Genomic DNA, 26724 nt, shown 5'->3' with positions numbered 1-26724 from the left:
GCCTACCCTGCCCGCTCCCGGGCCCGGGCGTCGTCGCCGGACAGCTCCTCCGCGACGAGGTAGGGGCGCTTCGCCTGCGACTCGTAGTAGGTGCGCACGTTCAGCTCGGCCAGGAGCCCCATGAGCACGCAGATGAGGCCGGCGAGCCCGAACGCCACCCCGAGCAGCGGCAGCGGCGTCTCGACGAGGTCCTTCTCGCCGAGGAGCTTCAGCCCGGCGGCCCAGGCGAAGGAGAGGAAGGACAGCGCCAGCGAGACGAGCCCCGCCCCGCCGAACAGGTAGATGGGGTTGCTCTGGAAGCTGGCGAGGAACTTCACCACCAGCAGATCGAGGATCACCTTGCCGGTGCGGCCCAGCCCGTACTTGCTCTTGCCGGCACGGCGGGCGCGGTGGTTCACCACCTGCTCCGCGACCCGGGCGCCCTGCCAGCTCGCGTACACCGGGATGAAGCGGTGCATCTCGCCGTAGAGCCGCACCCCGGCGATCACCTCGCGCCGGTAGGCCTTGAGCGAGCAGCCGTAGTCGTGCAGCTCCACGCCGCTGACCGCGCTGATGAGCCGGTTGGCGATGCGCGAGGGCAGCTTGCGGCCGAACTCCTTGTCCTTCCGGTGCTTGCGCCAGCCGGAGACGACGTCCACCCGCTCGCCCCCCTCGCCGTCGAGCCGGGCGAGGAGCGCGCCGATGTCGGCCGGGTCGTTCTGCAGATCGCCGTCCATGGGGACGATGACCGCGCCGCGGGCGGCCTCGATGCCGGCGCTCATGGCGGCGGTCTGGCCGAAGTTGCGGCGGAACCGGAGCACCCGGAGGCAGGGGCGCGCCGCCACCTCGGCCCGGAGCGCCGCGAAGGTGCCGTCCTTGCTGCCGTCGTCCACGCAGACGACCTCGAAGCGCCGGCCGAGCCGCTCGAGCGCGGTGAAGAGCTCGGCCAGCAGCGGGGCGACGTTCTCCTCCTCGTTGTAGAGGGGGATCACGACCGAGAGGTCTGGAGCGGCGTTCATCGGGCGCACCTTCTCCGCATCCGCGCCTCCCGTCAAGCGCCCTCCCCCTCCTCGGGGACGTGGGCGAACAGGAGGCGCATCGCGGGCAGGAGGACCAGGGCGGCGAGCAGGCAGGTGAGCTCGCCGAGCATGGCGTACCAGCCGAAGGACCGCAGGGCCCGGTTGATCGAGAACAGGAGCGAGCCGTAGCCCACGATGGTGGTCCACGAGCAGAGCGCCACGGCCGGCCCCACCTCGGCGAGCGCCGGCAGGACGCTCCGCCGCGCGCTCATCCGGGCCGCCACGTTGGCGCCGTAGTCCACCGCGATGCCGAAGGTGATCGGGTAGGCGATGAAGTTGAAGAAGTTGATCTTGAGGCCGGTCGCCGAGGCCACCCCGACCATCAGCACCACCCCGACGGCCAGGGAGACCAGCACGCGCGCGCTGGCCCGGGCCCGCCGGAAGAAGAGCACGACCAGCAGGCACACGCCCAGGAACGACAGCCCGGTGGTGAGCGGCCCCTCGCGCTCGATGTTGGAGAGCAGGTCGGCGAAGATCACCGTCTCGCCGCTGGCGTCGTACGTCCGGCCGCCGACCGGCACGTTCCGGACCGCCTCGACGAAGCGGCGCATGCTCGGCTCGAGCTCGAGGTGGGCGCCGGGCCGGGCGGTGATGACGGCGATGCCGCCCACCGTGCCGTCGCGCTCGCGGAACCGGTCGAGGAGCGACGAGGGGGCGTCGGCGTCGGTGACCGGGCGCTGCGCGAGGAGGTCGGCCCGGATGGCCCGGGCCCGGGCCGCCTGCGGCGGCGGGAGCCGGTCGAGCACGCGATCGGTGAGCCGGCGGGCGACGTCGGAGAGGAGCGCCAGCTTCTCCGGCTGCTGGCGCGGCACCACCGAGGAGGCGGTGTCGCAGCCCTCGATGAGGTCGCTCCAGCGCGGGTCCTTCTGGCGCGCCCGGATGACGTCGCAGTAGCCGTCGGCGACGTTGCGGTCGGGCAGGAGCGCCAGCACCGAGGCGCTCGACTTCCCGAGGCCGCTGTTGGCGAGCCGGTTCTGCTGGCGCAGCTCGTCGTTCCCCTTCATCTCGTTGGTGAGGTTGTCGAGGTTCCGCTCCATCATCTGCGGCGAGCGGAGCGCGAAGAGGGCCAGCGACGCCACGGTGAGGACCGCGAAGGCGGCCGCGATGAGGCCGGGGCGGGCGAAGATCCGCTCGAGCACGCGCACCCGGCCCGGCAGGAAGTCGCCCTTGGCCCGCCGGCGGAAGGGCCGGACCTTCTCGACCAGGGTGAGGAGCGCCGGGAGCAGCGCGAAGGTGGCCGCCCAGCAGAGCAGCATGCCGAGCCCGCCGATGAAGCCGAAGTGACGGAAGCCGCGGTTGGCCGCGACGATGAGGGTGCCGAAGGAGACCGCCGTGCCGAGCGAGGCGAGCAGCGTGGCCGAGAACGCCTCGCGGGCCCCCTCGTGGCAGGCCTCGGCGAGCGCCACGCCCTGGCGGCGCAGCTGCCCGACCCGGGCCAGGTAGATGAGCCCGTAGTTGATGCCGTTGCCCACCACGATGGCGCCGAGGAAGGCGGTCTGGGTGTTGAGGTAGCCGATGACGAGCCAGGTGACGCCGAACGTGACCGCGACCCCGCAGAGCACCGCGAGCCCCAGGGTGGCCATCGAGCGCAGGTCGCGGAAGAAGATCACCAGCGAGGCCAGGATCACCGCCACGCAGGCGAAGAAGGTGGAGAAGACGTCGCCGATGATCGCCTCGTACTCGGCCACGAAGGTGGGGAAGCTGCCGGCGTAGCCGAGCTTCAGGTGGTGGGCGTCGAGCTCGGCCCGGTGGCGCTCGGCGACGGTCCGCATGCGGTCGAGCAGCGCGCGGGCCTCGGCGACGCCGAGGCTGGTGCCGGCCGGGCGGACCACCAGCAGGAGCGAGGGGCCGTTCTGAGAGACCATGAAGCCGTCCGAGTACTGGGCGAACCGCTTCGCCACCTCCTCGCGCGGCATGGGCTTCGCGGGGTCGAGCAGCTCCACCCCCTTCACGTCCACCGGCGGCCCGCCGGAGGTCGCGACGGCGTCGTCGAGCCCCAGGTCGAGCAGCGGGTTCACCTCGGCCTTGGCCTTGCCGAGCTCCTCGACGAGCCGGTCGTGCGCCTTCTGGATGTCGGCGAGCTCGAGGAAGAGCGGCCAGTGGTCGGCGTACCAGCGCTCGACCGGCGCGACGTTCCACTCCACCGCCCGGATCTCGCGCGGTCCCATGGCGAGGTAGTCCTGGGCGAGCTTCGGCGCGAGGGCCTTGGCCGCGGCCATGCCCTCGGGGCTGCCGTCCCACTGGACGTTCACGAAGACCGTCCCGTCGCCGCCCACCCGCTTCACGAGCTGCTTGATCTCGCGGACGCTGGGGACGTCGGAGGGGAGCAGCTCCTCGAAGCTGGAGCGGATCTCGAGGCGGGCCGCGAGGAGCCCGCCGGCCGCCGCCAGGGCGAGCGCGCCGGCGACGAACTTCCAGGGGTGGGCGAGGGAGGCGGCGGTGAGTCGGTCGATGGCCGAGGGGCGAGGTTCTCTCATGGGCGCGGTCCGGCCGGGCGGCGCCCTCCGGTGGCGCCTTTCCTACCACGACCCGGTGCGCCGCGCCGCTCCCTCCGCCCTGCCGCCGCCGCCCGGGAACGGGGGCGCGCAGACCGCGCACCGCGGGTCCCGCCGCACCGTGTAGGTGGAGAAGCGCGGCGCGGCCAGATCGACCGACAGCATGCGCCCGGCGAGCGGCGTGCCGAAGCGCCCCAGCACCTTCAGCGCCTCGAGGGCGGCGAGGCAGCCCATGGCGCCCGCCGCGGCCCCGAGCACGCCGGGGCCGTCGGGATCGGGCTCGGCCCGCAGCCGGTAGAGGCAGTGGAGGCAGGGGGTCTCGCCGGGGAGGAAGGTGGTGAGGTGGCCGGCGAAGTCGTCCACCGCCACCTCCACCATCGGTCGGCGCAGGGCCACGCAGGCGCGGTTCAAGGCGTCGCGCTCGGCGAAGGCGGCGGCGGCGTCGAGGGCGAGGTCCACCCGGCGGACCTGGCGCCGGGCGCCGTCCCGCCGGATGGGCTCCTCGACCGCGTCCACCTGCACGTGCCGGTTCACCCGCCGGACGGCGTCGCGCACCTCCCAGACGGCCGGCCAGCCGACCCGGTCCTCCGTCGCGAGCACCTGGCGGTTCAGGTCCTCGAGGGCCAGCGGCCCGCCGCGCGAGAGGACGAGGTGGCCCACGCCGGCGGCCGCGAGGTAGAGCGCCGCCGCCCCGCCCACGCCGCCGCAGCCGCTCACGAGCACGCTCGCCGAGCGGAGCCGGAGCTGCGCCGCCTCGCCGAACCCGGCGAGCCGGAGCTGGCGCCGGTAGCGCTCCCGCTCGGCCTGCGAGAGCCCGGGCGCGAGGCTCAGGCGCCGCATCCGGCGCCCCCGCCGCAGCCGCCGCAGCCCGATCCCGGGGTCCTCCCGCCGAGCAGGACCAGCCGCTCCGCCTCCGGGCCCGACCAGCGGAAGACGGCGTAGGCCCGCCGCAGGCACTCCTCGTAGCGCCGGAGCCGCTCGGGCTCCTCGAGCGGCGGCGTGAGCCCGTCCACGGCGGCGAGCTCGCGCGAGAGCTGGCGCAGGATGACGAGGCGCCCGGCGGCGAGGACCTCGGGCGCATAGCGGATCCCGAAGAAGTCGAGGTACTCCTCCGCGGTCTCGAGCAGGCGGAAGGCGGCGAGCGTGCGCGCCGGCCGCGGCGACGGGCCCATCACGCCACCTCCTTCGCCCGCGCCGCCTCCCAGGCGGCGAGCGCCGCCGGGATGGGCAGGAACGCCTGCGCCTCGGAGGGCTCGATGCCGGCGGCCTGGAGCGCCTCGCGCGGGCAGCGGCCCACCTTGGCCACCAGCACCGCGCGGCAGTCGGCGAGGGCGCGCAGGGTGGCGGGCAGCACGTCCTCGTCCCCCTCCCCGCCCCGGCAGTAGTGGGACACCTCGCGCTCGGCCACGAGGCGCGCCCCGCCGGCGGCGAGCTCGTAGACGCGGAAGGCGGTGGCGTGGCCGAAGTGCTGGTCCACCCGCGCGCCGTCCCGCGTGGCGACCGCCACCCGCACCGCCTCGCCGGCGTGGGCGAAGCGGGCGTTCTGGTCGTCGCCGAGCATCCCCACCGCGTCGGCGCGGCACTGGCGGCAGTGGGTCATCTGGCGGCCGCCGCAGGCCCGCCGCACCGCCGCCAGCTCGGCCTCGGTGGGGCCGCGCTGGCCGGTGAGGCCGAAGTGCGTGCCGTGCTCCGGGGCCGAGAGCAGGGGCATGACGTTGTGGGCGAAGCACCCGAGCCCCTGCACCGCGCGCGAGACCGCGGGGAGGTGGGCGTCGTTCACGCCGGGCACGAGCACCGAGTTCACCTTGCAGAGGACGCCGCGGGTGGCGAGCCGGGCGAGCCCCTCGAGCTGCCGCTCCGAGAGGAGCCGCGCCGCGCCGGGGCCGGTGTAGCGGCGGCCGCGCCAGGCCACCCAGGCGTAGAGCCGCGCGCCCACCTCCGGGTCGAGCGCGTTCACGGTCACGGTGACGTGCTCCACGCCGAGGTCGGCGAGCCGGTCGGCGTGGTCGGCGAGGGCGAGGCCGTTGGTGGAGACGCAGAGCCGGACGCCGGGGAGCGCCCGCTTCACCCCCTCGAGCGTGGCGAAGGTGTGGGCCACGCTGCCGGGCGCGAGCGGATCGCCGGGGCCGGCGATGCCGACCACCGAGAGCTTCGGCAGCTCGGCGGCGACGGCGCGGGCGCGCGCCACCGCCTCCTCGGGCGTGAGCCGGCGGCTCGTGACGCCGGGCCGGCTCTCGCCGGCGCAGTCGTACTTGCGGTTGCAGTAGTGGCACTGGATGTTGCAGGCCGGCGCCACCGGGAGGTGGATGCGCGCGAAGCGGTGGTCGGCGCCGGGGCCGTAGCAGGGGTGGTCGGCGACGCGGGCGTGCACCTCCGGCGGCAGCCCGCTCCCGGCCTCTCCGTGGCCGCCGCAGCCGCCGTCGTAGCGGCAGTTCTGGGCCGGCGAGGGCGGCCCGAGCACCGCGAGCGGGTTCGGGGTCACGGCGTCCCCTCCTCTCCCCCGGCGCGCCGGGAGAGGTCGAGCGCCGACACCTCCTCGCGCAGGAGGAGGCGGCGCAGCCAGGGCGGCGGCGTGCCGGCCAGCACCGCGCAGAGCCGGTCGAGCGAGCGCAGGATGGGCTCGCGATCCGGCACCTTGATCGGGTGGACCCCGCGCGCCGACACCCGGGCCACGGCGCCGGTCCCGATGGCGCTGGTGACGAGCACCGCGCAGCCCTCGAGCGCCTCGAGCCGCGCGGCGAGCTTCTCCTCCCCGCCGTCCTCGGCCGCCTGCGGCAGGTCCACGGTGACGAGGTGCCGGTGCCCGCTCGGGCGCACGTCGTAGATGGCGAGGTGCGGCGTCCAGCCGAAGTGGGCGTCCACCGTCTCGAGGTCCTGCGTGGTGAAGGCGACCTTCATGACGTCCTCCCGTGGGTGCGGCGGGGCCCCTGCTGCGGTCCCGCGCCTAGGCGGCGATCGGCTCGAAGCTGAACGCGCCCTTCTTGCAGGTGCGCCCGCAGGCCTCGCAGCCGATGCAGTTCTCGGGGTTGGCGACGGTGATGAACATCTTCGCCGACTCCTCCTCGTCCACCTCCTTGGGCGCGAGGACGTCGTGCGCGCAGATCTTGAAGCAGCGGCCGCAGCCGATGCAGAGCTCGTCGTCGATGGCGTTGACGAACTGCGGGGTCCACTCCTTCTTGCCGCGGGTGAGTCCGGTGACGTAGGCCATCTCTCGTTTCCTCCAGGGTGGTGGGCGCGGGGGGCGCGGCGGGGTCAGTCGGCGTCGGGGGCGGGCGCGGCGAGCGCCTTGCGGAGCCAGGGGGGCGGCGTGCCGCGCAGCACCTCCTGCAGGCGGCCCACCACCTCGGCGATGGGCCGCTCGGCCCCGGTCTTCATGGGGTGGATGCGGCGCGAGACCAGCTTGGCCGCCGCGGGCCCGCCGATCTGCAGCGTGTAGACGATGGTGCAGCCGGCCAGGGCGCTGGCGCGGGCGGAGATCCGGTCCTCCTCGTCCTCGGCGCGGGTGATGGCGCTGAGCCGCTCGACGAAGGCGGCGCGGTCCGGGTCGATCTCCCAGACGTGGAAGTGCTCGGCCGCCGCGAAGTGCTGGTCGATGGTCTCGCCGTCGCTGCTGGTGAACGCGACCCTCATGACGCTCCTCAGTTGTGCGCGAGCTTCTGCGCCTCGGTGGCGGTGGACTGGAAGAGGTTGGCGACCTCGAACACCAGGTTCATGGTCCCGCGGTAGCCGACCCAGACCTTCTGGTGCGCGCCCAGTCGGTCGAACACCGGGAGCCCGGTGCGCAGGTGGGCGCGGACCCCGAGCTTCGCCGCCGCCTGGCGGCCGTTCGAGTTGGCGACGAGGAGGTCGGCGCCGCGGCCCGCCTGCTCGAGGTCCTCGAGATCCCCCACGAAGACCCGCTCGCAGGGGAGCGCGTCGAGGCCGCGGGTGCGGGTGGCGGAGAGGGCGGCGATCACCTCGCAGCCCATGCCGTGGAGGAAGCGGGTCATCCCCTTGAGGTGGTCGGCCTCCAGCGCCAGCGCGACCTTCTTGCGGCCGAACTGGTAGTGGCTGTCCACCAGCGCGTCGGCGAGGCGGCTGCGCCAGCGGCGCAGCTCGGGCGGGATGGGGCGGCCCGAGAGCTCGGAGAGCGTGGTGGCGAAGTCGTCCACCTCGGAGAGCCCGGTGAGCGAGGTGAAGCCGAAGGCCGGCACGCCGAGGGTGCGCTCCAGGCGGCGCGCGGCGCGGGCCAGCGAGTCGCCGACGTAGAGCGTGGCCACGCTCCGCCCGGCCTTGCGGATCTCCTCCACCGGCACCCCGCCGGTGGAGAGCGGCGAGACCTCCTCGTCGATGTGGCCGTCGAGGGCGTTGGCGATGTCGGGGACGGTGAGGACGGTGAGGCCGAAGGCCTCGACGAACCGCTTCACCTCCTCCACGTCGGCCGGGGTGAGGTGGGCGCCCGGGAGCAGGTTCACCTGGCCCGGGATCTTCTCGCCCCCCTCGGCCAGCGACAGGAGGATGGCCTCCACGGCGGCGGCGTAGCCCTCCTGCAGGGAGCCGCAGTAGTCGGGGGTGGAGGCCCAGACCACCGGGACGTCGGCGAGCTCCGGGTGCTCCTTGCGGAAGTGGACGATCGCGCTCTGCACGTCGTCGCCCATGGTCTCGGTGAGCCCCGAGGTCATCACGCCCACCACGCCGGGGCGGAACTTCTCGACCACCCGGGCCAGCCCCTTCTTGAGGTTCTCCCAGCCGCCGAAGATGGCGGCGTCCTCGCTCATGGCGGTGGAGTTGAGGGCGATCGACTCCTTGAAGTGCCGCGACAGCTGCAGCCGGATGAAGGTGGAGCAGCCCTGGGCGCCGTGGAGCAGCCCCAGCATCCGGTCCACGCCCAGGTAGGCGAGCGTGGCGCCCAGCGCCGGCGAGTTCTTCTGCGGGTTCACGGTGGCCGCCTTGACCGGCAGCTTCACGCGCGAGGACGGGAGGTCCTCCGCCAGGAAGGCGGCGGCGTGGCCGGCGGCCGCGGCGGCGGTGGCGGCCCGCTCGGCCGGCGAGAGCTCCCAGGGCGCGCGGGCGTTGAGCGCCGGCCAGATGGGGTTCGTGACGGTGAGGTCGAGCTGGCGCGCGAAGGTGACCATCCCCTCGTAGCCGGCGTACGGGTGGGACCGCCCGTGGTTGATGTCGAGGAACGGCGTGCGGGTCTTGAGGGCCAGGAACTTGGTCTTGCCGCCGGCGACGATGAGGTCGGGCGCCTTCTCGCGCATCACCCCCAGGAGCCCGGCGGTCGAGGTGTCCTCGATGATGCGGGCGTCCTGGTGCATTAGGGACTTCATGCGGTGGAAGTCCTCGAGGGTGGAGTTCTGGGTGCCGGCGGCCAGGACCTCGACCCCGAGCTCGCGCAGGGCGTTGACCATCGACCAGGTCTTGACGCCGCCGGTGAAGAGCACCGCGCGCTTCCCCTCGAGCCGCGCCCGGTGCGGCGCGAGGCGCAGGCGGCAGCGGGCCTCCTCCTCCCGGACCAGCGCCTCCACCCGCTCCGCCATCACCGCGTTGCCGACCTGCGCGTCGAGCTCCCGCGCGATCTCGCGCAGCGCCTTGGCGGTGTCGGTGAGCCCGTAGAACGACTCCTCGAGGTACGGGATGCCCCAGCGCTTCTTCATCTTGCGCGCCAGGTTGGTGAGGCTCTTCGAGCAGATGATGACGTTGAGCCGGGCGCGGTGGGCGTACCGCAAGGACTCGAACCTCGCGTCGCCGCTCACGCAGGAGAGGATCCGGATCCCGAGCCGCTCGAAGAGCGGCAGCATGCCCCACAGATCGCCGGCGATGTTGTACTCGCCGATGAGGTTCACGTCGTAGGGGGAGGTCCGCTCCGGCTCGGCGGTGCCGATGACGTGCTCGAGCAGGAGCTCGCCGGCGAGCCGGTTGCCGATGTTCTTGTCGCCGATGAACCCCGGGGTGTTGACCGGGATGATCGGGATCGCCACCCGCTTCGCCGCCGCCCGGCAGACCGCCTCCAGGTCGTCGCCGGTCATGGCGGTGACGCAGGTGGCGTAGACGAACATCGCCTTCGCCTCGCCCCCGTAGCGCTCGCAGAGCTCCAGGATGGCGGCCTCGAGCTTCTTCTCGCCCCCGAACACCACGTCGTTCTGCAGCATCTCGGTGGTGAAGCCGCGCCGGTACAGCTGCGAGCCCGAGGAGCGCGCGCCGCGGTTGTCCCAGGAGTTGCCGGCGCAGGCGATGGGCCCGTGCACGAGGTGGATGGCGTCGGTGATGGGCATCAGCACCACCCGGGCCCCGTCGTAGGCGCAGCTCCGCTCGGTGCCCTCGCCGGGCTCCGACTTCTTGCAGAACTTGGGCGCCCCCTTCTCCTGGGTCTCGCAGTCGGGGGCGTCGTAGTAGTCGGGGCGCGCCATGACGGGTCTCGGGCGTGCGGCGCTAGCGCATCATCTCGAAGAAGCGCTCCTCACAGGTCTCGTCCTTGAGATCGAGGAACTTGTTCACGAGCTCGGTGACCAGGTTGATCGCGCCCTGGTAGCCGACGAGCGGCACGCGGTGCTTGTTGACCCGGTCGAAGATCGGGAAGCCGAGGCGGAAGAGCGGCACCTTGGCGTCGCGGGCGGCGAACTTGCCGTGGGTGTCGCCGATGACGGCGTCCACCGGATCGGTCACCAGCAGGCTGCGCAGGTGCCAGAGATCGCGGTTCATGTAGACCTTGCCGGCCTTGCCATAGGGCGAGGCGTCGAGCAGCGCCTGGAGCTCCTTCTCGAGCTTCTTCGAGCCCTTCGAGCAGAGGACGTGGTACGGCGTCGCGCCCATCTCGAGGAGGAAGGAGACGTAGCCGAGCAGGAGATCGGCGTCGCCGTACACGGCGAACTTCTTCCCGTGCAGGTACTGCTGGGCGTCGGTCATCGCGTCCACGGCGCGGCCGCGCTCGGCCTTGAGCGACTCGGGCACCGGCTTGCCGAAGAGCTGGGACAGCTTGAGGAGGAAGGCGTCGGTCTTGGCGACGCCGATGGGCATCGGCAGGGAGGCGTGGACGCCCGAGTACTCCTCCTTGATCCAGGCGAAGGTCTTCGCGGTGGCGTAGGCGCCGAGGGTGAGGGTCGCCTTGCCGTTCACCGAGTCGGCGGCGTCCTCGAGCTTCGTGCCGCCCGGGTAGAGCCGGTAGGTGCCGTCGTTGGGCGAGTCGAAGGTGTCGGAGATGTCGGCGACGAGCGTGTAGGGGATGCCGAACGCCTCCAGGATCCGCTTGTACTCGCGGTAGTTGCCGGTGTTGGCGTCGAAGCCCGGCAGGAGGTTCAGGCGCCCGGTGCAGCGCCCCTCCACCTTGCGGCCCGCGGTGAGGGTCTGGAGGATGGCGAGCACCATCGCGTCGTAGCCCTGGACGTGCGAGCCGTTGAAGGAGGGCGTGTTGGCGAACGGGACCGGGAGGTCCTTCGGCACGATCCCCTTGGCGCGGGCGTTCTTGATGAAGGCGGTGAGGTCGTCGCCGATGATCTCCGGCATGCAGGAGGTGAAGACCGCCACCATCTTCGGCTTGTAGAGCGCGAGCGCGTTCTCGAGCCCCTCGTGCAGGTTGTTCTGGCCGCCGAACACCGCGCCGTCCTCGGTCATGGAGTCGGAGACGGCCGGGGCCGGCTCGCGGAAGTGGCGGTTCAGGGTGGAGCGGTAGTAGGAGGCGCAGCCCTGCGAGCCGTGCACGAAGGGCAGGGTCCCCTCGAAGCCGTGCGCCGCCAGCTCGGCCCCGAGCGGCTGGCAGGCGTGGGCCGGGTTGATGGTGAGCGCCTGGCGGGCGAAGTTCTTCTGCCTGTACTCCTCGGTGTCGATCCAGGCCGCGACCCGCGCCTCGTCCTCGGGCGAGATCCCGCACACCGGCTTCACCGTGAGACCCAGTTCATTGGACATGCAGCGCTCCTGCGCGGGCCGGTGGGCCCGTGAGTTCGGGGGTAGGAGGTGGTGGTGGCGCCGGCGGACCCGCCGCCGGCGCCGCGATGGCTAGAACGGCGACTTGACCAGCTTCCAGGTCGGGCTGTTCACCGCGAGGTCGATGTCGCGGGCGAACACCGAGAAGCCCTCGTAGCCGTGGTACGGGCCGGAGTAGTCCCAGCTGTGCATCTGCCGGAACGGCAGCCCCATCTTCTGGAAGACGTACTTCTCCTTGATGCCGGAGGCGACGAGGTCCGGCTTGAGCTCGTGCACGAACTGCTCGAGCTCGTACTCCGAGGCGTCGTCGTAGATGACGGTCGCGTCGGGCATCTCGGGGGAGGTGCGGTCGTAGTCGTCGGAGTGGGCGAACTCGTAGCCCGAGCCGACCACCGTCATGCCGAGGTCCTCGTAGGCGCCCACGGTGTGGCGCGGGCGGAGGCCGCCGACGTAGAGCATCACCTTCTTGCCCTCGAGCCGCGGGCGGTACTCGTCCACGATGGCCTTCATCTTCGGCTCCCACTCGGCGATGACCGCCTCGACGCGCTCCTTGATCTCGTCGTCGAAGCGCTCCGCCAGGGCGCGCAGGCTCTGCTTGATCTTGGTGGGGCCGAAGAAGTTCAGCTCGATCCAGGGGATCCCGTGCTTCTCCTCCATGACCTTGCACATGTAGTTCATGGACCGGTAGCAGTGGATCACGTTGAGCTTCACCTGGTGGGTGGCGGCGATCCGCTCCATCTCGCCGTCGCCGGTCCAGGTGGCCTTCACGTTGAGCCCGCAGGACTCGAGCAGCGACTTCACCGACCAGACGTCGCCGCCGATGTTGTAGTCGCCGATGAGGGCGATGTCGTACGGGCCGGCCGGCTCGGCGAACTCGCGGGTCTCGATGATGTAGTCGCGGATGGTGTCGTTCGAGATGTGGTGCCCGAGCGACTGCGACACGCCGCGGAAGCCCTCGCAGTTGCAGGGGACGACCGGGAGGTCGAGCTCCTTCGACATCTTCTTCGCGACGGCGTTGATGTCGTCGCCGATGAGCCCCACCGGGCACTCGGAGAGGACCGAGATGCCCTTGGCGAGCGGGAAGAGCTCCTTCGCCTCGGTGAGCAGCTGGGCGAGCTTCTTGTCGCCGCCGTAGACGATGTCCTTCTCCTGGAAGTCCGAGGTGAACTGCATGGAGAAGTTGGAGACGCCGTTCCTGCCGGAGACGAGGTTCCGGCGCGTGCCCCAGGAGTACCAGCCGCAGCCCACCGGGCCGTGGGAGACGTGGACCATGTCGCGGATCGGGCCCCAGACCACGCCCTTGGCGCCGGCGTAGGCGCAGCCGCGGGCGCTCATGACCCCGGGGACCGTCTTGCGGTTCGACTTGACGCAGGCCTTCCCGAGCGCCTGGTCGTTGGGGGCGAGGTGCGGCGCGCGCTTCTTCTTGCCCTTCTCGGGGTAGGCCTCCAGGGCCCGGTCGATCATCGACTGCGTCGACTCCCGGGTGATCCCCTCGACCTTCTTCACCTGCGACATGGTCCCGTCTCCTTTTCCGTTCGCTGCGCTACGCGGAGGCGGCCTCGGCCACGCCCACCTTGGTCTCGTCCTCGGCGGCCATGATGCCGAACTCCATGAGGAGCTCCTCGAGCTCCTCCATCTCGAGCGGCGTCGGGACCACCAGCTTCTTGTTCTCCGAGATCTTCTGCGCCAGGGCGCGGTACTCGTCGGCCTGCTTGTGCTCGGGCGAGTACTCGATGACCGTCATGCGGCGCAGCTCGGCGCGCTGCACCTGGTTGTCGCGGGGGACGAAGTGGATCATCTGCGTCCCGAGCTTGCGGGCGAGCGCCTCGATGAGATCGGCCTCGCGGTCGGTCTTGCGCGAGTTGCAGATGAGGCCGCCGAGCCGGACCTTGCCGGAGGAGGCGTACTTGAGGATGCCCTTGGCGATGTTGTTGGCCGCGTACATGGCCATCATCTCGCCGGAGCAGACGATGTAGATCTCCTCGGCCTTGTTCTCGCGGATGGGCATGGCGAAGCCGCCGCACACCACGTCGCCGAGCACGTCGTAGAAGACGAAGTCGAGGTCGGGCGTGTAGGCGCCGTTCTCCTCGAGGAAGTTGATGGCCGTGATGACGCCGCGGCCGGCGCAGCCGACCCCCGGCTCCGGGCCGCCGGACTCGACGCACTTCACGTCGCCGAACCCGGTCTTCATCACGTCGGAGAGCTCGAGGTCCTCCACCGTGCCGCGCTCGCGCACCAGGTCCATCACCGTGGACTGCGCCTTGGCGTGCAGGATGAGGCGGGTGGAGTCGGCCTTGGGATCGCAGCCGACGATCATCACCTTCTTGCCGAGCGAGGCGAGCCCGGCCACCGTGTTCTGCGTGGTGGTGGACTTGCCGATCCCGCCCTTTCCGTAAATCGCGATCTGCCGCATGTGCCTGCCTCTCCTTGTCCGTCGTTTTCGAGCGGCGGCTGCCGTCCGACGGGAGGAGGGAGAGCAAGGGGCGTGCCCGCCACGAAACTCCGCTTTTCCAGGGTTTTCCGCGCGGCGGGCGCTGTCCGGAAGCTGACAACGGACAGGCCGGAAGCTGACAGGGGCTAGAGCTGCTCGAGCGCGATGCCGTACTTCTGCACCCGGTAGCGGAGCTGGCGCACGGTCATGCCGAGCTGCCGCGCCGCCTTGGCCTGCACGAACCCGCAGCGCGTGAGCGCCTGGACCACCCGCGCGCGCTCGGCGGCGTCCCCCTCGCCCGAGGGCCCCGGCGCGACCGGCCCGGGAGCGGACGGCGCCGGGACCGCCGCGGCCGCCCGCGCCACGCCCCCCGCGACCTCCTCGAGGCGGCACCCGCCGGTCAGCTCGAAGCAGAGGTCGGCGGCGGCGATCCGCTCGCCGGGCGACGACACCACCGCCCGCTCCAGGCAGTTGCGCAGCTGCCGCACGTTGCCGGTCCAGCGGCAGGCGCAGAGCGCGGCCACCGCCTCCGGCGCGAGCTCGCAGCGGCGGCCGTTCTCGGCGTTGAGCGCCGCGAGGAAGTGGCGCGCCAGCTCGGGGACGTCCTCCTTGCGCTCGCGCAGGGGCGGCAGGTCGAGGGTGACCACCGAGAGCCGGTGGTAGAGGTCGAGCCGGAAGGCCCCGGCGCGCACCGCCTCCTCGAGGTCGCGGTTGGTGGCGGCCACGATGCGGACGTCCACGGTGACGGTGCGCGAGCCGCCCACCCGCTCGAACTGGCGCTCCTGCAGGGCGCGCAGCAGCTTCACCTGCGAGGCGAGCGGGATCTCGCCCACCTCGTCGAGGAACAGGGTGCCCCCGTCGGCGAGCTCGAAGCGCCCGGCGCGCCCGGCGGCGGCGCCGGTGAAGGCCCCCTTCTCGTGGCCGAAGAGCTCGCTCTCGAAGAGCGGCTCGCTGATGGCGGCGCAGTTGACCGCCACGAAGGGGCGCGCCGCGCGCGGGCTCGCGTCGTGGAGCGCCCGGGCGAGCACCTCCTTGCCGGTGCCGCTCTCGCCGCGCAGGAAGACGGTGGCCCGGCTCGGCGCCACCCGGGCCACGAGCTCCATCAGGTCGCGCATCCGGCGGCTCTTGCCGATGACCCCGGGGAAGCGCTCCAGCGCCGGCGCCGCGGCCAGCGCCGGGGCCTCGTCGGGCGCCTCCCGCTGCCGCGGGCTCTCGTGCTGGGCGAGCCGCACCCGCGCCCCCACGAGCGCGCTCACGATCCCGAGCAGCTTCATGTCGCGGTCGTACCGCGGCGGCCCCTGCCGGTGCGGCCGGTCCACGGTGAGCACGCCGAGGGTGCTGCGCCCGTCGCGGATCGGAACGGCGAGGAGCGCCCGGCGCTCCGGGAAGTTGCGCCAGGTGCCGGTCCGGTCGAGGAAGAGCGGCTCCTCGGCGACGTCGGGCACCACCGCCGGCATGCCGGTCTGGAAGGTGCGGCCGATGATCCCCTCCCCCGGCCGCAGGCGGCCGAGGATGCGCTCGGCGTCGCTCATCTCCGGCGCCGCCTCGATGAAGACCTCGCCGGTGACCGGGTCGAAGAGCGACACGGTCCCGTTCTCCATCCCGAGCAGCAGCCGCAGGATGGTGAGGGTCGAGGTGAGCCCCTTGTTGAGGTCCGAGGTGTACGAGAGCGTGCTGGCGATCTCGCCCAGCGCCTCGAGCTCCAGGTCGGCGCGGCGTGGCTCCATCGGGGGATTGGCAAAGCAAGTGCAATGCCACGCCCGACGGCCGCGCGGGCCGCGAGAAGCCGCCCGCGCCGGCCGGAGACGATGGCGACGCGCCCGGCCTCCGGGCGACGGCGTGCCCGCGAACCGGGCACGGGGAGCGCGCGACGCGTGGGCGAGAGCTCGTTCAACCTGTGCAACCTGCCCCCCTGGGCGCTCGCCTCGCCCCACTTCGCCGAGGACCCGCAGCCCATCGAGATCCAGGGGGTGCGCGCGTCGAACCGCTTCCTCTTCGACGCGCTCGACCGGCTCGACGACCCCGCCGAGCGGGCGCGCCGCTTCGACGACTGGCTGAGCGTCCGGTTCCAGCTCCACCACTGGACCGAGGCGGAGGGGGAGCTCGCCCGGCGCAGCAAGAAGAACAGCTACCTGCGCTTCCTGCGCGGGTGGGGCGTGGACTCGTCCTCGGTGGAGGGGGCGGTGCTGAAGAGCTGGGTCGAGAGCCGGCTCGGGCTGCCGCCGCTCTTCCACCGCGAGCCGCTCGGCGGCCCCGACTCGGACAGCTACCAGCGCTACGCCGCCGACCGGATGCGCGGCAGCGCCCGCACCAACGCCATCCTCTCGCAGCTCGACCTGCTCCACGCCTTCACCCAGTACGAGCTCGGCCGCCGCTTCCCCGGCGAGCGCTGGCGCACGCTCTGGCGCGGCGTGCAGGCGCCCGGGGAGCAGCAGGCGCTGGAGCGGCTCGGGCCGCGCGAGTGGCGGGTGAAGCTCAACAACCTCTCCTCCTTCACCGACGACCCGGAGCGCGCCTGGGAGTTCGGGAGCACGGTCTGGGAGGTGCGGGTCCCGCTCGCCAAGGTGTTCTTCTGGTCGGAGCTGCTCCCCCGCGCGATCCTGAAGGGGGAGCGGGAGTGGCTCGTCATCGGCGGCGAGGTCAGGGTCCGGAAGCTCGCCGCGTGACCGCCTCGGCCCGCGCGCCGAGGAGCGGCGAGGCCTCGACGAGCCGCAGCGCGAGCGCGTCGAGCTCGGCGAGGAGCGCCGGGTCCATCCGCCGGGTCCAGCGCTCCGGGATCTCCTCCCGGCCCCAGTAGGCGCCGGCCAGCATCCCGGCGATGGCGCCGTTGGTGTCGGCGTCGCCCCCCTCGTTCACCACCCCCACCAGGCACTCCTCGAAGCCGCGCGCCCGGAAGAAGTGGTGGAGCACGGTGCGCACCGAGTCGGCGACGTAGCCGCTCGCGCCGCCCCGGTACGGCTCGAAGGCGAAGGCGCGGTGCGCCTCGGCGAGCGCGCGGCACTCCTTGCGCATCCGCTCGAGCGAGAGCCCCAGCACCGCCACCTGGACGAGCTTCCCGAGCAGCACCGAGGCGGCGTCGGAGAGCGGGTGGTTGTGGGTGAGGTGGCCCTGGGCCACGGCCCACTCGGCGAGCAGGCCGAAGTCGCCCAAGGTCCGGAGCGCCACCGGCAGCACGCGCATGGCGGCGCCGTTGCCGGCGTCCCACTCGCCCGGCGGGGCCTCGAGCCGCCCCTCGAGGAGGTAGGCGCGCAGGCCGCGGCGGCAGGTGTTGCCCACGTCGATCGGGCCGCGCTTCAGCCACTCGGCGAGCCGGTCCGCCACCCGGCGCAGCTCGAAGCCGCCCGCCTCGTCGAGGGCGCGGGCCACGCAGAGCGCCATCTCGGTGTCGTCGGTGACCCGCCCCGGCGCGAGCCGCAGCCAGCCCCCGCCGGTCATCTCCCGGTGCTCGCCCCGCGCCCGGATCTCGCCGGCGGTCATGAACTCGACCGGCGCGCCCAGGGCGTCGCCGACGGCGAAGCCCAGGAAGGCCGCGCGGGCGCGCGCCCGGACGTCGTCCAGGTGGAAGCGGAGCCCCTGCACGCGCGAACGCGGTTGCAGCGGGCGTGCCGGGTCGCGGGAAGGGCGGGCCACCCGCGCGTTCCGCGACGCGCGCGCCCGCCGGTGGCGCCCGGCGCGGCGGGGTTCCGGCCGCGCCGCGCCGCGCCGGCGACACCCGGAGCCGGCGCACGCTGCGCGCAGCGCAGGCCCGGGGCTGCCGCGTCCTCGAGCAGCGAGGGGCCTCGCGACGCAGCCGCGCGAGCGCGCGGCCCCGCCAGCCGCGCCGCGCCGCGGGGGGCGAGCGGGCGGGCAGGCCCTCCCATCTCTTCGGGGTGCGGCGCGGCCGGGGCGAGGAACGGGCCCGCTCGCGCCGTTACCGCCACCCGCCGGAGGAGATCATGGCGCTCGAACCCTGGCCCGCGCTGCACCTCGAGGACTGGTCGGACACGAAGGAGACGCTGCACCGGATGGCCCAGGTGGTCGGGAAGATCCGGCTCGCGCGCGCGCACCCGGTGAACCACTGGTGGCAGGTGCCGCTCTACGTGACCGCCCGCGGCCTCACCACCTCGACCGTCCCGGACGGCGAGCGGCTCTTCGAGATCCGGCTCGACCTCGTGGCGCACGAGGTCCGGGTGGAGACGAGCGACGGCGCGCGCGCCGGGTTCGCGCTCGAGCCGATGGCCGTGGCCGACTTCCACGACCGGCTGCTCGGCGCGCTCGGCGGGCTGGGGATCGCGGTGTCGATCCGGCCCGCCACCTGCGAGATCCCGGACGAGCGGCTGGGCCTCGACGAGGACCGCGTCCACGCGAGCTACGACGCGGCCGCCGTGCGGCGCTTCTTCCAGGTGCTGGCGCGGACCTCGGAGGTGATGGCGCGCGCCCGCGGGCGGTTCCTCGGCAAGGCGAGCCCGATCCAGTTCTTCTGGGGCTCCTTCGACCTCGCGCTGACCTTCTTCTCCGGGCGCCGCGCGCCGGAGCGGGCCGGCGCCGACGCCGTCACCCGCGAGGCCTACTCGCACGAGGTGGTGAGCGTCGGGTTCTGGCCGGGGGGCGGCGGCGTGGACGCGAGCTTCTACGCCTACGCGGCGCCCGAGCCGCCCGGCTTCGCCGACGGGGAGGTCGCCGGCGGCCGCTACGACCCGCAGCTCAAGGAGTTCCTGCTGCCCTACGAGGCGGTGCGGCGGAGCGGCGCGCCCGACCAGGCGCTCCTCGCCTTCTTCGAGTCGGCCTACGCGCTCGGGGCGGAGCTCGGCCGGTGGGACCGCCAGGCCCTGGAGCGCCCCGAGCCGGCGTCCCGGGCCGGCTCGGGGTGGGCGGCGTACGAGCCCGCGGGGCTCGGGCTGTCCTGAGCGGCCTGCACGGGTCGGCACCCCCTCGGGCGCGCGCCCTCGGACCACCGGCCGCTAACGGGAGCGGGGCGGGCCAGGCGCCGTCGCGCCGGCCGCTGCCCCGGGAGGGAACCCCATGACCCTGCACCTCCGCAGCCTGGTGGCGCTCGCGGCGATCGCCGCGGCCGCCGCGCTCTACCCCCGCTCCGCCCTCGCCGCCGACGCCGAGAGGAGCGTCGTCTGCAAGGATGGCACGACCGCCCAGGGCGGCCGGGGCGCCTGCAGCGGCCACGGCGGCGTGGACAAGGCGGCCACCAAGGCCCAGGAAAAGGCCGCGAAGGCCCAGGACAAGGCGGCCAAGGCGCAGGAGAAGGCGGAGCGCAAGGCGAAGCAGGCCGACGAGAAGGCCGGGCGCGCCGAGGAGAAGGCGCGCGAGAAGGGGGACGAGGCGCGGGCCCGCGGCGAGTCGAAGGCCGCCGAGGCGACCGTGATCTGCAAGGACGGCGCGACCTCCCGCGGCGGTCGCGGCGCCTGCCGCGGCCACGGCGGCGTGGACAGGGCCGCCACGGCGCGCGCGCAGACGGGCGCGGTGCCGTCGCCGGCGCAGACCCCGGCCGCGGTCACGCCGCCGCCCGTGGTCCCGCCGCCGGCGCCCGCGGAGCGGACCACCCGCGCCCCGCCGGCGCCCACCACCGGCGCCGCCCCCGCCGCGCCCACCACCGGCGGGACCGGCGCCGCGCCCGACCCGGCCAAGGGGCCGCCCACGGCCCGCTGCAAGGACGGCAGCTTCTCGTACGCGAAGCACCACACCGGCGCCTGCTCCCGCCACGGCGGCGTGGCGGAGTGGCTCGACAAGCAGTAGCGCCGCGCCGGCCCTACCGCAGCAGCGCCTGCTGCCCCTGCCCCACCGCGTCCGCGTACGGCGCGAGCGCGTCGCGGTAGGCCGCCACGAGGTCCGGCGGCGCGGCCACCCGCTCGCCCCGCACCATCGACGCCAGCATGGCGGCGTTCGCCACCGCCTTGCCCTCGAAGTGGTTGTTGGTGACGACGAACACGTCCTTCACCCCGGGCGCCGCGGCGAGGGCGCCGACGCGCTCGGCCCAGGGCGCGAGCTCGGCGGCCGGGTAGAGGTAGTCGTAGCGCGCGTCGCGCCCCGCCCCCTCGCGGAACCAGTCCTGGTGGTTGCGCCCGTGGACGCGCACGTAGCCCACCGCCGAGGTGGCCACCGCGGAGGGGCCGAGGGAGTGGCGGAACATGGGCTGGTCGAGGTTCACGAACCCGGCGCCGCGCTCGGCGAGCAGCCCGTAGGTCTCGGGCACGTTCCAGGAGGCGTGGCGGACCTCGACCACGAGCGGCAGGTCGCCGAAGCGGGCGAGGAGGTCGCGCAGCCACTCCTCGTTCGCCTCCTCGCGCTTGAACGACCAGGGGAACTGGAGCAGCACCGCCCCGAGCCGCCCGGCGCGGGCGAAGGCGTCGGGCGCGGCGCGGGCGGCCTTCACGTCGTCCGCGCTCCAGGCGCTCTCGCGCTCGTGGGTGAAGCGCTGCCAGAGCTTCAGGGTGAAGCGGAAGTCGGGCCGGTCCTCGACGCGCCGCAGCCACGACTCGGCCACCTTCGCGGCCGGCGGCCGGTAGAAGGAGGCGTTGAGCTCCACCGCGTCGAAGTACCGGGCGAGGTAGGCGAGGGGGTCGAACCCGCGCGGCGCCGGCCTGGGGTAGACCTTCCCCGACCAGTCCTCGTAGTCCCAGCCGGCGGGGCCGAAGCGGATCACGCCCGGTTCATGCCGCCGGGGCCGCGCCCGGTCAAGCCCGCGGCGCCGCGAGCAGCCGCTGCAGCTCGGCGAGGTCGCACGGCTTCGCCAGGTGGGCGTCGAAGCCGGCCTCGACGGCGCGCCGGACGTCCTCCGCCTGCGCGTACCCGGTGACCGCGATGAGCCGCGCGTCCCGCCCCCCGTCGGCCCGGAGCGCCCGCGCCACGTCGTACCCGCTCATCCCGGGCAGCCCGATGTCGCAGAGCACCACCTCCGGCGCGCTCTCGCGCGCGAGGGCGAGGGCGCTCGGGCCGTCGTGGGCCACCCGCGGGGCGTGCCCGAGCAGCTCGAGGACGTCGGCCATCGAGCGGGCCGCGTCCTGGTTGTCGTCCACCACCAGCACCCGGCGGCCGCGGGACGCGTCCGAGGGGGCCCGACCCGCGGCGGGGACCGGGGCCGGGGCGGGGGCGGCCGGCGCCTCCGCCAGCGGGAGCGTCACCACCAGCTCCGCCCCGCGGCCCGGGCCGGGGCTCTCGCCCCGCGCCGTGCCGCCGTGGAGCTCGGCGATCCCCCTCACCAGGGCGAGCCCGAGGCCGAGGCCGCCCTCGCTGCGCGCCAGCGTCCGGTCGGACTGGACGAAGGGGTCGAAGATGGCGGGGAGCAGCTCGGGGTCGATGCCCACGCCGGAGTCGCGCACCGACAGCTCCGCGCGGCCGTCGACGCTCCGGAGCTCCACGCGCACCGTCTCCCCGCGCTCGCTGAACTTGGCCGCGTTGTGGAGCAGGTTCCCCAGGATCTGCGTGAGGCGGGTGGCGTCCGCGTCCACCCAGGCCTCCGTCGCCGGCAGCGCGACCTCGAGCGCGAGCCCCCGCTCCGACATCACCGCCCGGAAGTCGTCCGCGGTCCGCCGGACCAGGTCGCGCAGGTCGAGCCGCGCGCGCCGCAAGGCGAACTTGCCGCTGGCGATGCGGGTCACGTCGAGCAGGTCGTCCACGAGCCGGGTCAGGTGCGCCGCCTGCCGCTCGATCACCCCCGCCGCGCGCGCCGCCTGCTCGCCCCCGGCCTCGGCCAGCCGGAGCACCTGGACCGAGTTGCGGATCGGCGCGAGCGGGTTGCGCAGCTCGTGCGAGAGCATCCGGAGGAACTCGTCCTTGTGGCGGTCGGCCTCGCGCAGCCCCCGCTCCGCCTCCGCCCGGAGCCGCTCGTGCTGGAGCGCGTCGAGCGCGTAGGAGAGGTCGGCGCAGAGCGCCTCGAGGAGCTGCACCTGCTTCGCGGTGAAGGCGCCGGGCTCGCCGGCGTAGAACGTGAGCGCGCCCACCACCTCGCCCGCGCGGCGCAGCGGGAAGGCCGCCGAGGCCCGCAGCCCGTGCGCGAGGGTCGCCTCGCGCCACGGCGTGGTGGCCGGGTTGCTGTCGAAGTCCTCGTTGATGATGACCCGGCCCTCGCGGACGCAGGTCCCGGTCGGCCCCTGGCCGAGCGGACCGTCCACCTCCACCTCGAGCGAGCGCACGTAGTCCACGGCCGGACCCCAGGCGGCCGCCGGGACCACCTTCCGCCCCCGCACCTCTCCCACCCAGGCGAGCGGGAAGACCCCGTCCTCGGTGACGATGCGGCAGACCGCCTCGAAGAGCCGCCGCTCGTCCCGGATCCGGACGATCGCCTCGTTGACCCGGCTCAGCACGGCGTAGAGCCGGGTCACGACCCGGAGCTCCTCCTCGGCCCGCTTGCGCGCGGTGACGTCGGAGAGCGACAGCACCGCGCCGGTGTGCCGCCCGCCGACGAAGAGCGGCGTGGCGCTGATCATGAGCCAGCGCGGCGCGAGGCCGAAGGCCCGGACTTGGTAGAGCGCCGCCGGGATCCGCTCTCCGTGGACCGCGGCCCGCACCGCCGCCATCTCGCTCGGCCCCTGCCGCCGCCCGTCCTCGGTGAGGACCTCGTACTGGCGCATCGCCCGGTCGGCCACCGGCCCGGCGCGCGCCTCCGCCGGCACCCCCAGGATCGCGTCGGCCGCCGGCGAGGAGCGGACCGTCCGCCCCTCGCGGTCGTAGACGATCACGCCGTCGCCGATGCAGTCGAGGACCGCCTCGAGCTGCACCGCCCGGGCGCGGGCCTCCTCCTCCTGCTCGCGCAGCCGGCCCGCCTCCGCGGCCGCCAGCTCCTCCTCGCGCGCCCGCACGGCCCGTTCCTTCTCGTCGTCGGCGAGCCGCTGGCGCGAGCGGCGGTGGAGCCCGGCGGTGAGGCTCATCGCGATCCCCATGAGCGCGAACACCGCCAGGCTCGCCGCCGCCGGCGGGGCCAGCAGGTGCGCGGCGCGCGGCAGCACGAACGCGGCGGCGCCGGCGGCACAGAGGGCGGTGGAGACGAGCCCGGGCCCCAGGCCGCCCAGCGTCGCGGCGAACATGACCGCCGGGTAGAAGGTGAGGTAGGCGACGCCGCCGCCGAAGAACGGCGCCGTCAACACCCGCAGCGCCAGGGCGAGGCCGGACACGCCCACCGCGGCGAGGTAGGCCCAGGCGCCGGAGCTCATCGGGTAGCGCGCCTCCGGCGCGGGCGGCGCCGCCGCGGACGGTCCGAGAGCCTCTCGAGCAGGGTCCTTCCCGGCCATGACACCCCCCGGCGCGGGCTCCGCGTTCGCGGCCCGGCGCCCGGGCGAGCTTAGCATCCCCGGCCCCCCGGGAGGCTCCGATCTGAGCCGTCGCTCGCGCCGCTCGCTCAGGGCGTGACGAGCCGGTTCCTCACCGCGTAGTGAACGAGCTCCACCGCCGACGCGAGCCCCAGCTTGAGCATGAGGTTCCCGCGGTGGGTCTCGACGGTCTTCACCCCGATCCCGAGGGCCCGCGCCGCCGCGGCGTTGCTGTTCCCCTCCGCGAGGAGCAGCAGCACCTCCCGCTCCCGCGCCGTGAGGCGGGCGAGGTCCCCCGACGGACGCGCCGCGACGTTCGGCGGCCGGAGCGCCGCGCCGGAGGCCCACCAGGTGCCCCGCGCCGCGAGCGCCTCCACCGCCTCGACGAGCTGCGCCGCCGGCGTCCCTTTGAGGACGTAGGCGCGCCCCCCGGCGCGGCGCACCTGCTCTCCGAGGAGCTCGGAGGCGTGCATGGTGTAGAGCAGCACCGCCGTGCCCGGGCTCGCCCGGCAGACGCGGCGGGTCGCCTCGAGCCCGTCGAGGCCGGGCAGCGACAGGTCCACGATGGCGACGTCCGGCCGAAGCGCGCCGGCGAGCCGCACCGCCTCGGCCCCGTCGCCGCACTCGGCGCAGACCCGCCAGCCCTCGTGCGACTCGAGGAGCGCGCGGACGCCGGCCCGGAGCACCGGGTGATCATCGGCCAGCAGGATCTGGAGCACGGGCGCACCTCCGTCGGGGCACGACGACGCGGACGAGCAGGCCGGCGGGGCGCTCGAGCGCGAGCCGCCCGCCGACGGCCCGGGCCCGCTCGCGCATCCCCTGGAGCCCTTTTCCAGGTGGCCGGGCGCCGGAGACGAGCTGCAGGCCGGAGGCCGCCGGGCCGTCGTCCTCGATCTCGAGCCGGGCGGCGCGCTCCTCGACGGCGAGCCGCAGCGCGACCCGCGCGCAGCCCGAGTGGCGCTGCGCGTTCGAGAGCGCCTCCTGGGCGATCCGGAAGAGCGCCGACTCGAGGGCGCGGGGGAGTCGCCGCGCCTCGCGGGGGAGCGTGAGCTCCACCGGGATCCCGGAGCGCCGGGAGAAGACCCCCGCGTACCACTCCAGCGCCGGCCCGAGGCCCCCCTCCTCGAGGAGCGGCGGCCGGAGCTGGTACGAGAGCGTCCGGACCTCCTCCAGGCTCGCCGAGCAGAGCGCGAGGGCGTCCACCAGGATGGGGGCGGCCGGTCCGGCCCCGTCGCCGAGCACCCCGAGGGCCCGGGAGAGGCCCAGCACGGCGGCGGAGAGGTTCTGGGCGGTGGTGTCGTGCAGCTCTCGCGAGATGCGCGACCGCTCGTCCTCCCGGGCCTGGAGCCGGCGCCGCCGCTCGCTGCCGCGCCGGGAGCCCCCCCCCGTTCCGGGCGCCGAGCGGCGGCCCGGACCGGTGTGCGCGTCTTCCCTGCGCAGCTCGTGAAGCACGTCGGCTCCCGAGGATCGGCCTGGCGCCCCTCTCGCCGGCTTGATCCTCATCAAAGCTAGCGCGGGGTCGGTCGAAAGCACGTCCCGCGACCAAGGGAACCCCGAGTCAGTCAAGGCCCCCTCCCCTTCTGAGGTCGGGGAGCGACCGGAGGCCGCCCGGCGGCGCGAGGGGCACATCAGCAGCCGACCTGCCCCCCGCACGTCCTGCGAGCGGATGCAGCCGCCGGGGGGCCACGCCGCCGCGCGTCGCGACGCGCGAAGGAGATCGAGGGAGACCGCATGACCACCCGCCCGAGGCGCCGCCTGCCGTTCCCGTCCACGCTCGCCGCCGCGCTGGCCCTGGCGCTGGCGCTGGCGCCCCGCCCGGCGCTCGCCGCCCGCGGGCACCGGCTCCACCGGGCCGCCGCCCACCACGCGCGCCTGAAGCGCGCCGCGCGGCCCGCCGGCAAGGCGCGCTGCGCCGGCGCCGGCTGCGCCACCGCCGCCCCCGCCAGCCCCGCGACGGCCTCGAAGTCCTCGCCGCCCCGCCCCTGAGAGGAGCCCGCCCCATGCACCGGATCCCGCGCCTCGCCCTCCTCCTCGCGCTCGGCCTGTCCGCGACCGCCGCGCGCGCCCAGTCCTTCCGCGTCCAGTGCCCCTCCGCCACCGCGCTCCACCCGCGCGCCTGCTCCGGCGGGACGAAGGCGGGCGCCGCCTGCTCCGCCGCCTCCGACTGCCCCGGCGGCGCCTGCGCCCCCGACGCGCGCTACCCCGGGCAGATCAAGTGCCAGGAGGTCGGCGGCGGCGACGGCTTCGCCACCATGGCCGACGGCCACCAGATCTACCTGTTCGGCTTCAGCCCGCTCTCCGGGCTCGCCGACGTCCAGGCCGGGCTCCCGGGCACGCAGCCGGCCGACGTGTTCAACCTCGGCTACCTCGGGCCGAACTACTCGAGCGCCGGCGCGGGCACCTGCGGCGGCGGGACCAACGCCGGGGAGGCCTGCGTCACGGTCGCCGACTGCCCGGACGTCACCGGCACCTGCGCCCACGCGCCCAACTGGGCGCCGACGCCCAACAACGGCGGCATCACCGAGCCGGCCGGGATCATGGACATGGGCGTGCTCGCCGGGAACGCGCCGGCGCCGCTCATGGCCATCGACGAGGACGACGAGTTCTTCCTCACCCTCAGCAACCCCGGGATGATCATGCGCCCGGACCTCTTCGAGCAGCACACGGTCCACTTCCACGGCTACCCGAACGCCTCGTCCTACTTCGACGGCGTGCCGGACGCCTCGGTGGCCATCAACATCGCCGGGAGCTTCACCTACTACTACACGGCCCCCGACGCTGGGACCTACTTCTGGCACTGCCACATCACCCCGCCCGAGCACCTGCAGATGGGCATGGTGGGGCAGCTCTACGTGCGCCCGCGCCAGGACCGGCTCGGCCCGAACGACGCGCTCCGCGACGCGCTGATCGCCGCCAACAAGCGGGCCGCGGTCGATCCCTCGGCCACCGGCCTCAGCTGCTCCGACCTCCTCTGCACCGGGCAGACGCCGGCGCCGGCGGTGGACACGGGCGCGAGGGGCGGCGGCAAGTACGCCTACAACGACGGCGACGGCTCCACCCGCTACGACGTCGAGTACCCGATCCAGATGATGGGGTTCGACCCGAACTTCCACTACGTCGGGATGACCTTCAACCCCGAGCCGTTCGCGGACATGAAGGACAAGTACTTCCTCCTGAGCGGCCGCGGCTACCCGGACACCGTCAACCCGAAGGCCATCTCCACCGTCGCCGCCGACGGGGTGGCCCGCCCGGCCCAGCCGCTCCCGAGCGTGATCCGCATCGCCAAGTCGCAGGGGCAGACGCGGGCGCTCCTGCGCATCTCCGACCTGAGCGTCACCGAGTTCACCACCCTCGGCACGGTCGGCATCCCGATGACGGTCATCGCCCAGAACGCCCGGCTGCTGCGCGACCTCGCCGGCCGGAACCTCTACTACGACACCAACTCCCTCACGCTCGGCGGCGGCGAGTCGGCCGACGTGATCCTCGACGCCAGCAACGTCCCGGCGGGCACCTACTACCTCTACTCCACCAACCTCGACCACCTGTCGAACGACGCCGAGAACTTCGGCGGGATGATGACCGAGATCCAGGTCTTCTAGGAGCCG

23 protein-coding genes are annotated in these 26724 nt (G+C 74.1%); 5 read left to right on the top strand and 18 right to left on the bottom strand.

What is annotated here, in order from left to right; all coding sequences use genetic code 11:
* Positions 1–2: 2 nt before the first annotated feature.
* From AMPC_RS20250 to nifA, 13 genes are all read right to left on the bottom strand, one after another.
* Entirely contained in the window at positions 3–998 is a 996-nt protein-coding gene (locus tag AMPC_RS20250; protein ID WP_248343441.1) for a glycosyltransferase family 2 protein, read from the bottom strand.
* A gap of 32 nt (positions 999–1030) precedes the next feature.
* Positions 1031–3535, bottom strand: a complete 2505-nt coding sequence (locus AMPC_RS20245) for an efflux RND transporter permease subunit (RefSeq protein ID WP_248343440.1) — start codon at positions 3533–3535, stop codon at positions 1031–1033.
* 42 nt (positions 3536–3577) lie between these two features.
* A complete protein-coding gene (locus AMPC_RS20240; RefSeq protein WP_248343439.1) occupies positions 3578–4393 on the bottom strand; it encodes a HesA/MoeB/ThiF family protein in 816 nt (271 codons plus the stop codon).
* Complete coding sequence (locus AMPC_RS20235; protein WP_248343438.1) at positions 4381–4725, bottom strand: nitrogenase-stabilizing/protective protein NifW; 345 nt, start codon at positions 4723–4725, stop codon at positions 4381–4383. The genes AMPC_RS20240 and AMPC_RS20235 overlap by 13 nt, the downstream gene beginning before the upstream one ends.
* Positions 4725–6035, bottom strand: coding sequence for a nitrogenase cofactor biosynthesis protein NifB (gene nifB / locus AMPC_RS20230; protein ID WP_248343436.1), 1311 nt, complete (start codon positions 6033–6035; stop codon positions 4725–4727). The genes AMPC_RS20235 and nifB overlap by 1 nt, the downstream gene beginning before the upstream one ends.
* Positions 6032–6451 carry a nitrogen fixation protein NifX gene (gene nifX / locus AMPC_RS20225; RefSeq protein WP_248343427.1) on the bottom strand — a complete coding sequence of 140 codons (420 nt, stop codon included), beginning with the start codon at positions 6449–6451 and terminating at the stop codon, positions 6032–6034. The genes nifB and nifX (AMPC_RS20225) overlap by 4 nt, the downstream gene beginning before the upstream one ends.
* Positions 6452–6497: 46 nt before the next feature.
* Positions 6498–6761 carry a ferredoxin III, nif-specific gene (gene fdxB, locus AMPC_RS20220; RefSeq protein ID WP_248343425.1) on the bottom strand — a complete coding sequence of 88 codons (264 nt, stop codon included), beginning with the start codon at positions 6759–6761 and terminating at the stop codon, positions 6498–6500.
* A 44-nt stretch (positions 6762–6805) separates the two neighbouring features.
* Positions 6806–7183 (bottom strand): nitrogen fixation protein NifX, encoded by a 378-nt coding sequence (gene nifX, locus AMPC_RS20215; RefSeq protein WP_248343423.1) that lies wholly within the window; start codon positions 7181–7183, stop codon positions 6806–6808.
* A gap of 8 nt (positions 7184–7191) precedes the next feature.
* On the bottom strand, positions 7192–9942 hold the full coding sequence (locus AMPC_RS20210; protein ID WP_248343422.1) for a bifunctional nitrogenase iron-molybdenum cofactor biosynthesis protein NifEN: 2751 nt from the start codon (positions 9940–9942) through the stop codon (positions 7192–7194).
* Between the two features lie 22 nt (positions 9943–9964).
* Entirely contained in the window at positions 9965–11434 is a 1470-nt protein-coding gene (gene nifK, locus AMPC_RS20205; RefSeq protein ID WP_248343420.1) for a nitrogenase molybdenum-iron protein subunit beta, read from the bottom strand.
* Positions 11435–11524: 90 nt separating this feature from the next.
* Complete coding sequence (gene nifD, locus AMPC_RS20200; protein ID WP_248343419.1) at positions 11525–12967, bottom strand: nitrogenase molybdenum-iron protein alpha chain; 1443 nt, start codon at positions 12965–12967, stop codon at positions 11525–11527.
* A gap of 28 nt (positions 12968–12995) precedes the next feature.
* Positions 12996–13865 carry a nitrogenase iron protein gene (gene nifH / locus AMPC_RS20195; protein ID WP_248343417.1) on the bottom strand — a complete coding sequence of 290 codons (870 nt, stop codon included), beginning with the start codon at positions 13863–13865 and terminating at the stop codon, positions 12996–12998.
* A gap of 164 nt (positions 13866–14029) precedes the next feature.
* Positions 14030–15610, bottom strand: coding sequence for a nif-specific transcriptional activator NifA (gene nifA / locus AMPC_RS20190; protein WP_248343415.1), 1581 nt, complete (start codon positions 15608–15610; stop codon positions 14030–14032).
* Positions 15611–15757: 147 nt separating this feature from the next.
* On the opposite strand from nifA, the gene AMPC_RS20185 reads away from it, so the two are divergent.
* Positions 15758–16549 carry an NAD(+)--dinitrogen-reductase ADP-D-ribosyltransferase gene (locus tag AMPC_RS20185; RefSeq protein WP_248343413.1) on the top strand — a complete coding sequence of 264 codons (792 nt, stop codon included), beginning with the start codon at positions 15758–15760 and terminating at the stop codon, positions 16547–16549.
* On the opposite strand, the gene draG is transcribed toward AMPC_RS20185, so the two are convergent.
* Positions 16524–17462, bottom strand: coding sequence for an ADP-ribosyl-[dinitrogen reductase] hydrolase (gene draG, locus AMPC_RS20180; protein ID WP_248343411.1), 939 nt, complete (start codon positions 17460–17462; stop codon positions 16524–16526). The genes AMPC_RS20185 and draG overlap by 26 nt on opposite strands.
* 356 nt (positions 17463–17818) lie before the next feature.
* Here draG and AMPC_RS20175 point away from each other — a divergent pair, with 356 nt between their 5' ends.
* A complete protein-coding gene (locus AMPC_RS20175) occupies positions 17819–18769 on the top strand; it encodes a DUF5996 family protein (protein ID WP_248343409.1) in 951 nt (316 codons plus the stop codon).
* A gap of 115 nt (positions 18770–18884) precedes the next feature.
* The gene (locus AMPC_RS20515) at positions 18885–19610 is read left to right on the top strand and encodes a DUF3761 domain-containing protein (RefSeq protein WP_263009626.1); all 726 of its coding nucleotides are present in this window, start codon (positions 18885–18887) and stop codon (positions 19608–19610) included.
* A gap of 13 nt (positions 19611–19623) precedes the next feature.
* On the opposite strand, the gene AMPC_RS20165 is transcribed toward AMPC_RS20515, so the two are convergent.
* The 4 genes from AMPC_RS20165 to AMPC_RS20150 form a co-directional block, all read right to left on the bottom strand.
* Entirely contained in the window at positions 19624–20517 is an 894-nt protein-coding gene (locus tag AMPC_RS20165; RefSeq protein WP_248343407.1) for a DUF72 domain-containing protein, read from the bottom strand.
* A 31-nt stretch (positions 20518–20548) separates the two neighbouring features.
* Positions 20549–23023: an ATP-binding protein gene (locus AMPC_RS20160; RefSeq protein ID WP_248343405.1), complete on the bottom strand. Its 2475-nt coding sequence runs from the start codon at positions 23021–23023 to the stop codon at positions 20549–20551.
* Positions 23024–23208: 185 nt separating this feature from the next.
* Entirely contained in the window at positions 23209–23838 is a 630-nt protein-coding gene (locus tag AMPC_RS20155; RefSeq protein WP_248343404.1) for a response regulator, read from the bottom strand.
* On the bottom strand, positions 23813–24571 hold the full coding sequence (locus AMPC_RS20150; protein WP_248343403.1) for a sensor histidine kinase: 759 nt from the start codon (positions 24569–24571) through the stop codon (positions 23813–23815). Before AMPC_RS20150 ends, AMPC_RS20155 begins: the two co-directional genes overlap by 26 nt.
* Before the next feature lie 279 nt (positions 24572–24850).
* Between AMPC_RS20150 and AMPC_RS20145 the strand changes: the two genes are divergently transcribed.
* A complete protein-coding gene (locus AMPC_RS20145; protein ID WP_248343402.1) occupies positions 24851–25105 on the top strand; it encodes a hypothetical protein in 255 nt (84 codons plus the stop codon).
* A 14-nt stretch (positions 25106–25119) separates the two neighbouring features.
* Positions 25120–26718: a multicopper oxidase domain-containing protein gene (locus tag AMPC_RS20140; RefSeq protein WP_248343401.1), complete on the top strand. Its 1599-nt coding sequence runs from the start codon at positions 25120–25122 to the stop codon at positions 26716–26718.
* Positions 26719–26724 lie beyond the last annotated feature (6 nt).

The sequence above is a fragment of the Anaeromyxobacter paludicola genome (assembly GCF_023169965.1).
Lineage (GTDB): Bacteria > Myxococcota > Myxococcia > Myxococcales > Anaeromyxobacteraceae > Anaeromyxobacter_B > Anaeromyxobacter_B paludicola.
This window is presented reverse-complemented; position numbering and strand designations above follow the sequence as displayed.

Coding starts and splice junctions, on each gene's coding strand:
- AMPC_RS20250 (WP_248343441.1), bottom strand. CDS start 998: ATGAACGCCGCTCCAGACCTCTCGGTCGTGATCCCCCTCTACAACGAG.
- AMPC_RS20245 (WP_248343440.1), bottom strand. CDS start 3,535: ATGAGAGAACCTCGCCCCTCGGCCATCGACCGACTCACCGCCGCCTCC.
- AMPC_RS20240 (WP_248343439.1), bottom strand. CDS start 4,393: ATGCGGCGCCTGAGCCTCGCGCCCGGGCTCTCGCAGGCCGAGCGGGAG.
- AMPC_RS20235 (WP_248343438.1), bottom strand. CDS start 4,725: ATGGGCCCGTCGCCGCGGCCGGCGCGCACGCTCGCCGCCTTCCGCCTG.
- nifX (WP_248343427.1), bottom strand. CDS start 6,451: ATGAAGGTCGCCTTCACCACGCAGGACCTCGAGACGGTGGACGCCCAC.
- fdxB (WP_248343425.1), bottom strand. CDS start 6,761: ATGGCCTACGTCACCGGACTCACCCGCGGCAAGAAGGAGTGGACCCCG.
- nifX (WP_248343423.1), bottom strand. CDS start 7,183: ATGAGGGTCGCGTTCACCAGCAGCGACGGCGAGACCATCGACCAGCAC.
- AMPC_RS20210 (WP_248343422.1), bottom strand. CDS start 9,942: ATGGCGCGCCCCGACTACTACGACGCCCCCGACTGCGAGACCCAGGAG.
- nifK (WP_248343420.1), bottom strand. CDS start 11,434: ATGTCCAATGAACTGGGTCTCACGGTGAAGCCGGTGTGCGGGATCTCG.
- nifD (WP_248343419.1), bottom strand. CDS start 12,967: ATGTCGCAGGTGAAGAAGGTCGAGGGGATCACCCGGGAGTCGACGCAG.
- nifH (WP_248343417.1), bottom strand. CDS start 13,865: ATGCGGCAGATCGCGATTTACGGAAAGGGCGGGATCGGCAAGTCCACC.
- nifA (WP_248343415.1), bottom strand. CDS start 15,610: ATGGAGCCACGCCGCGCCGACCTGGAGCTCGAGGCGCTGGGCGAGATC.
- AMPC_RS20175 (WP_248343409.1), top strand. CDS start 17,819: ATGGCGCTCGAACCCTGGCCCGCGCTGCACCTCGAGGACTGGTCGGAC.
- AMPC_RS20515 (WP_263009626.1), top strand. CDS start 18,885: ATGACCCTGCACCTCCGCAGCCTGGTGGCGCTCGCGGCGATCGCCGCG.
- AMPC_RS20160 (WP_248343405.1), bottom strand. CDS start 23,023: ATGAGCTCCGGCGCCTGGGCCTACCTCGCCGCGGTGGGCGTGTCCGGC.
- AMPC_RS20145 (WP_248343402.1), top strand. CDS start 24,851: ATGACCACCCGCCCGAGGCGCCGCCTGCCGTTCCCGTCCACGCTCGCC.
- AMPC_RS20140 (WP_248343401.1), top strand. CDS start 25,120: ATGCACCGGATCCCGCGCCTCGCCCTCCTCCTCGCGCTCGGCCTGTCC.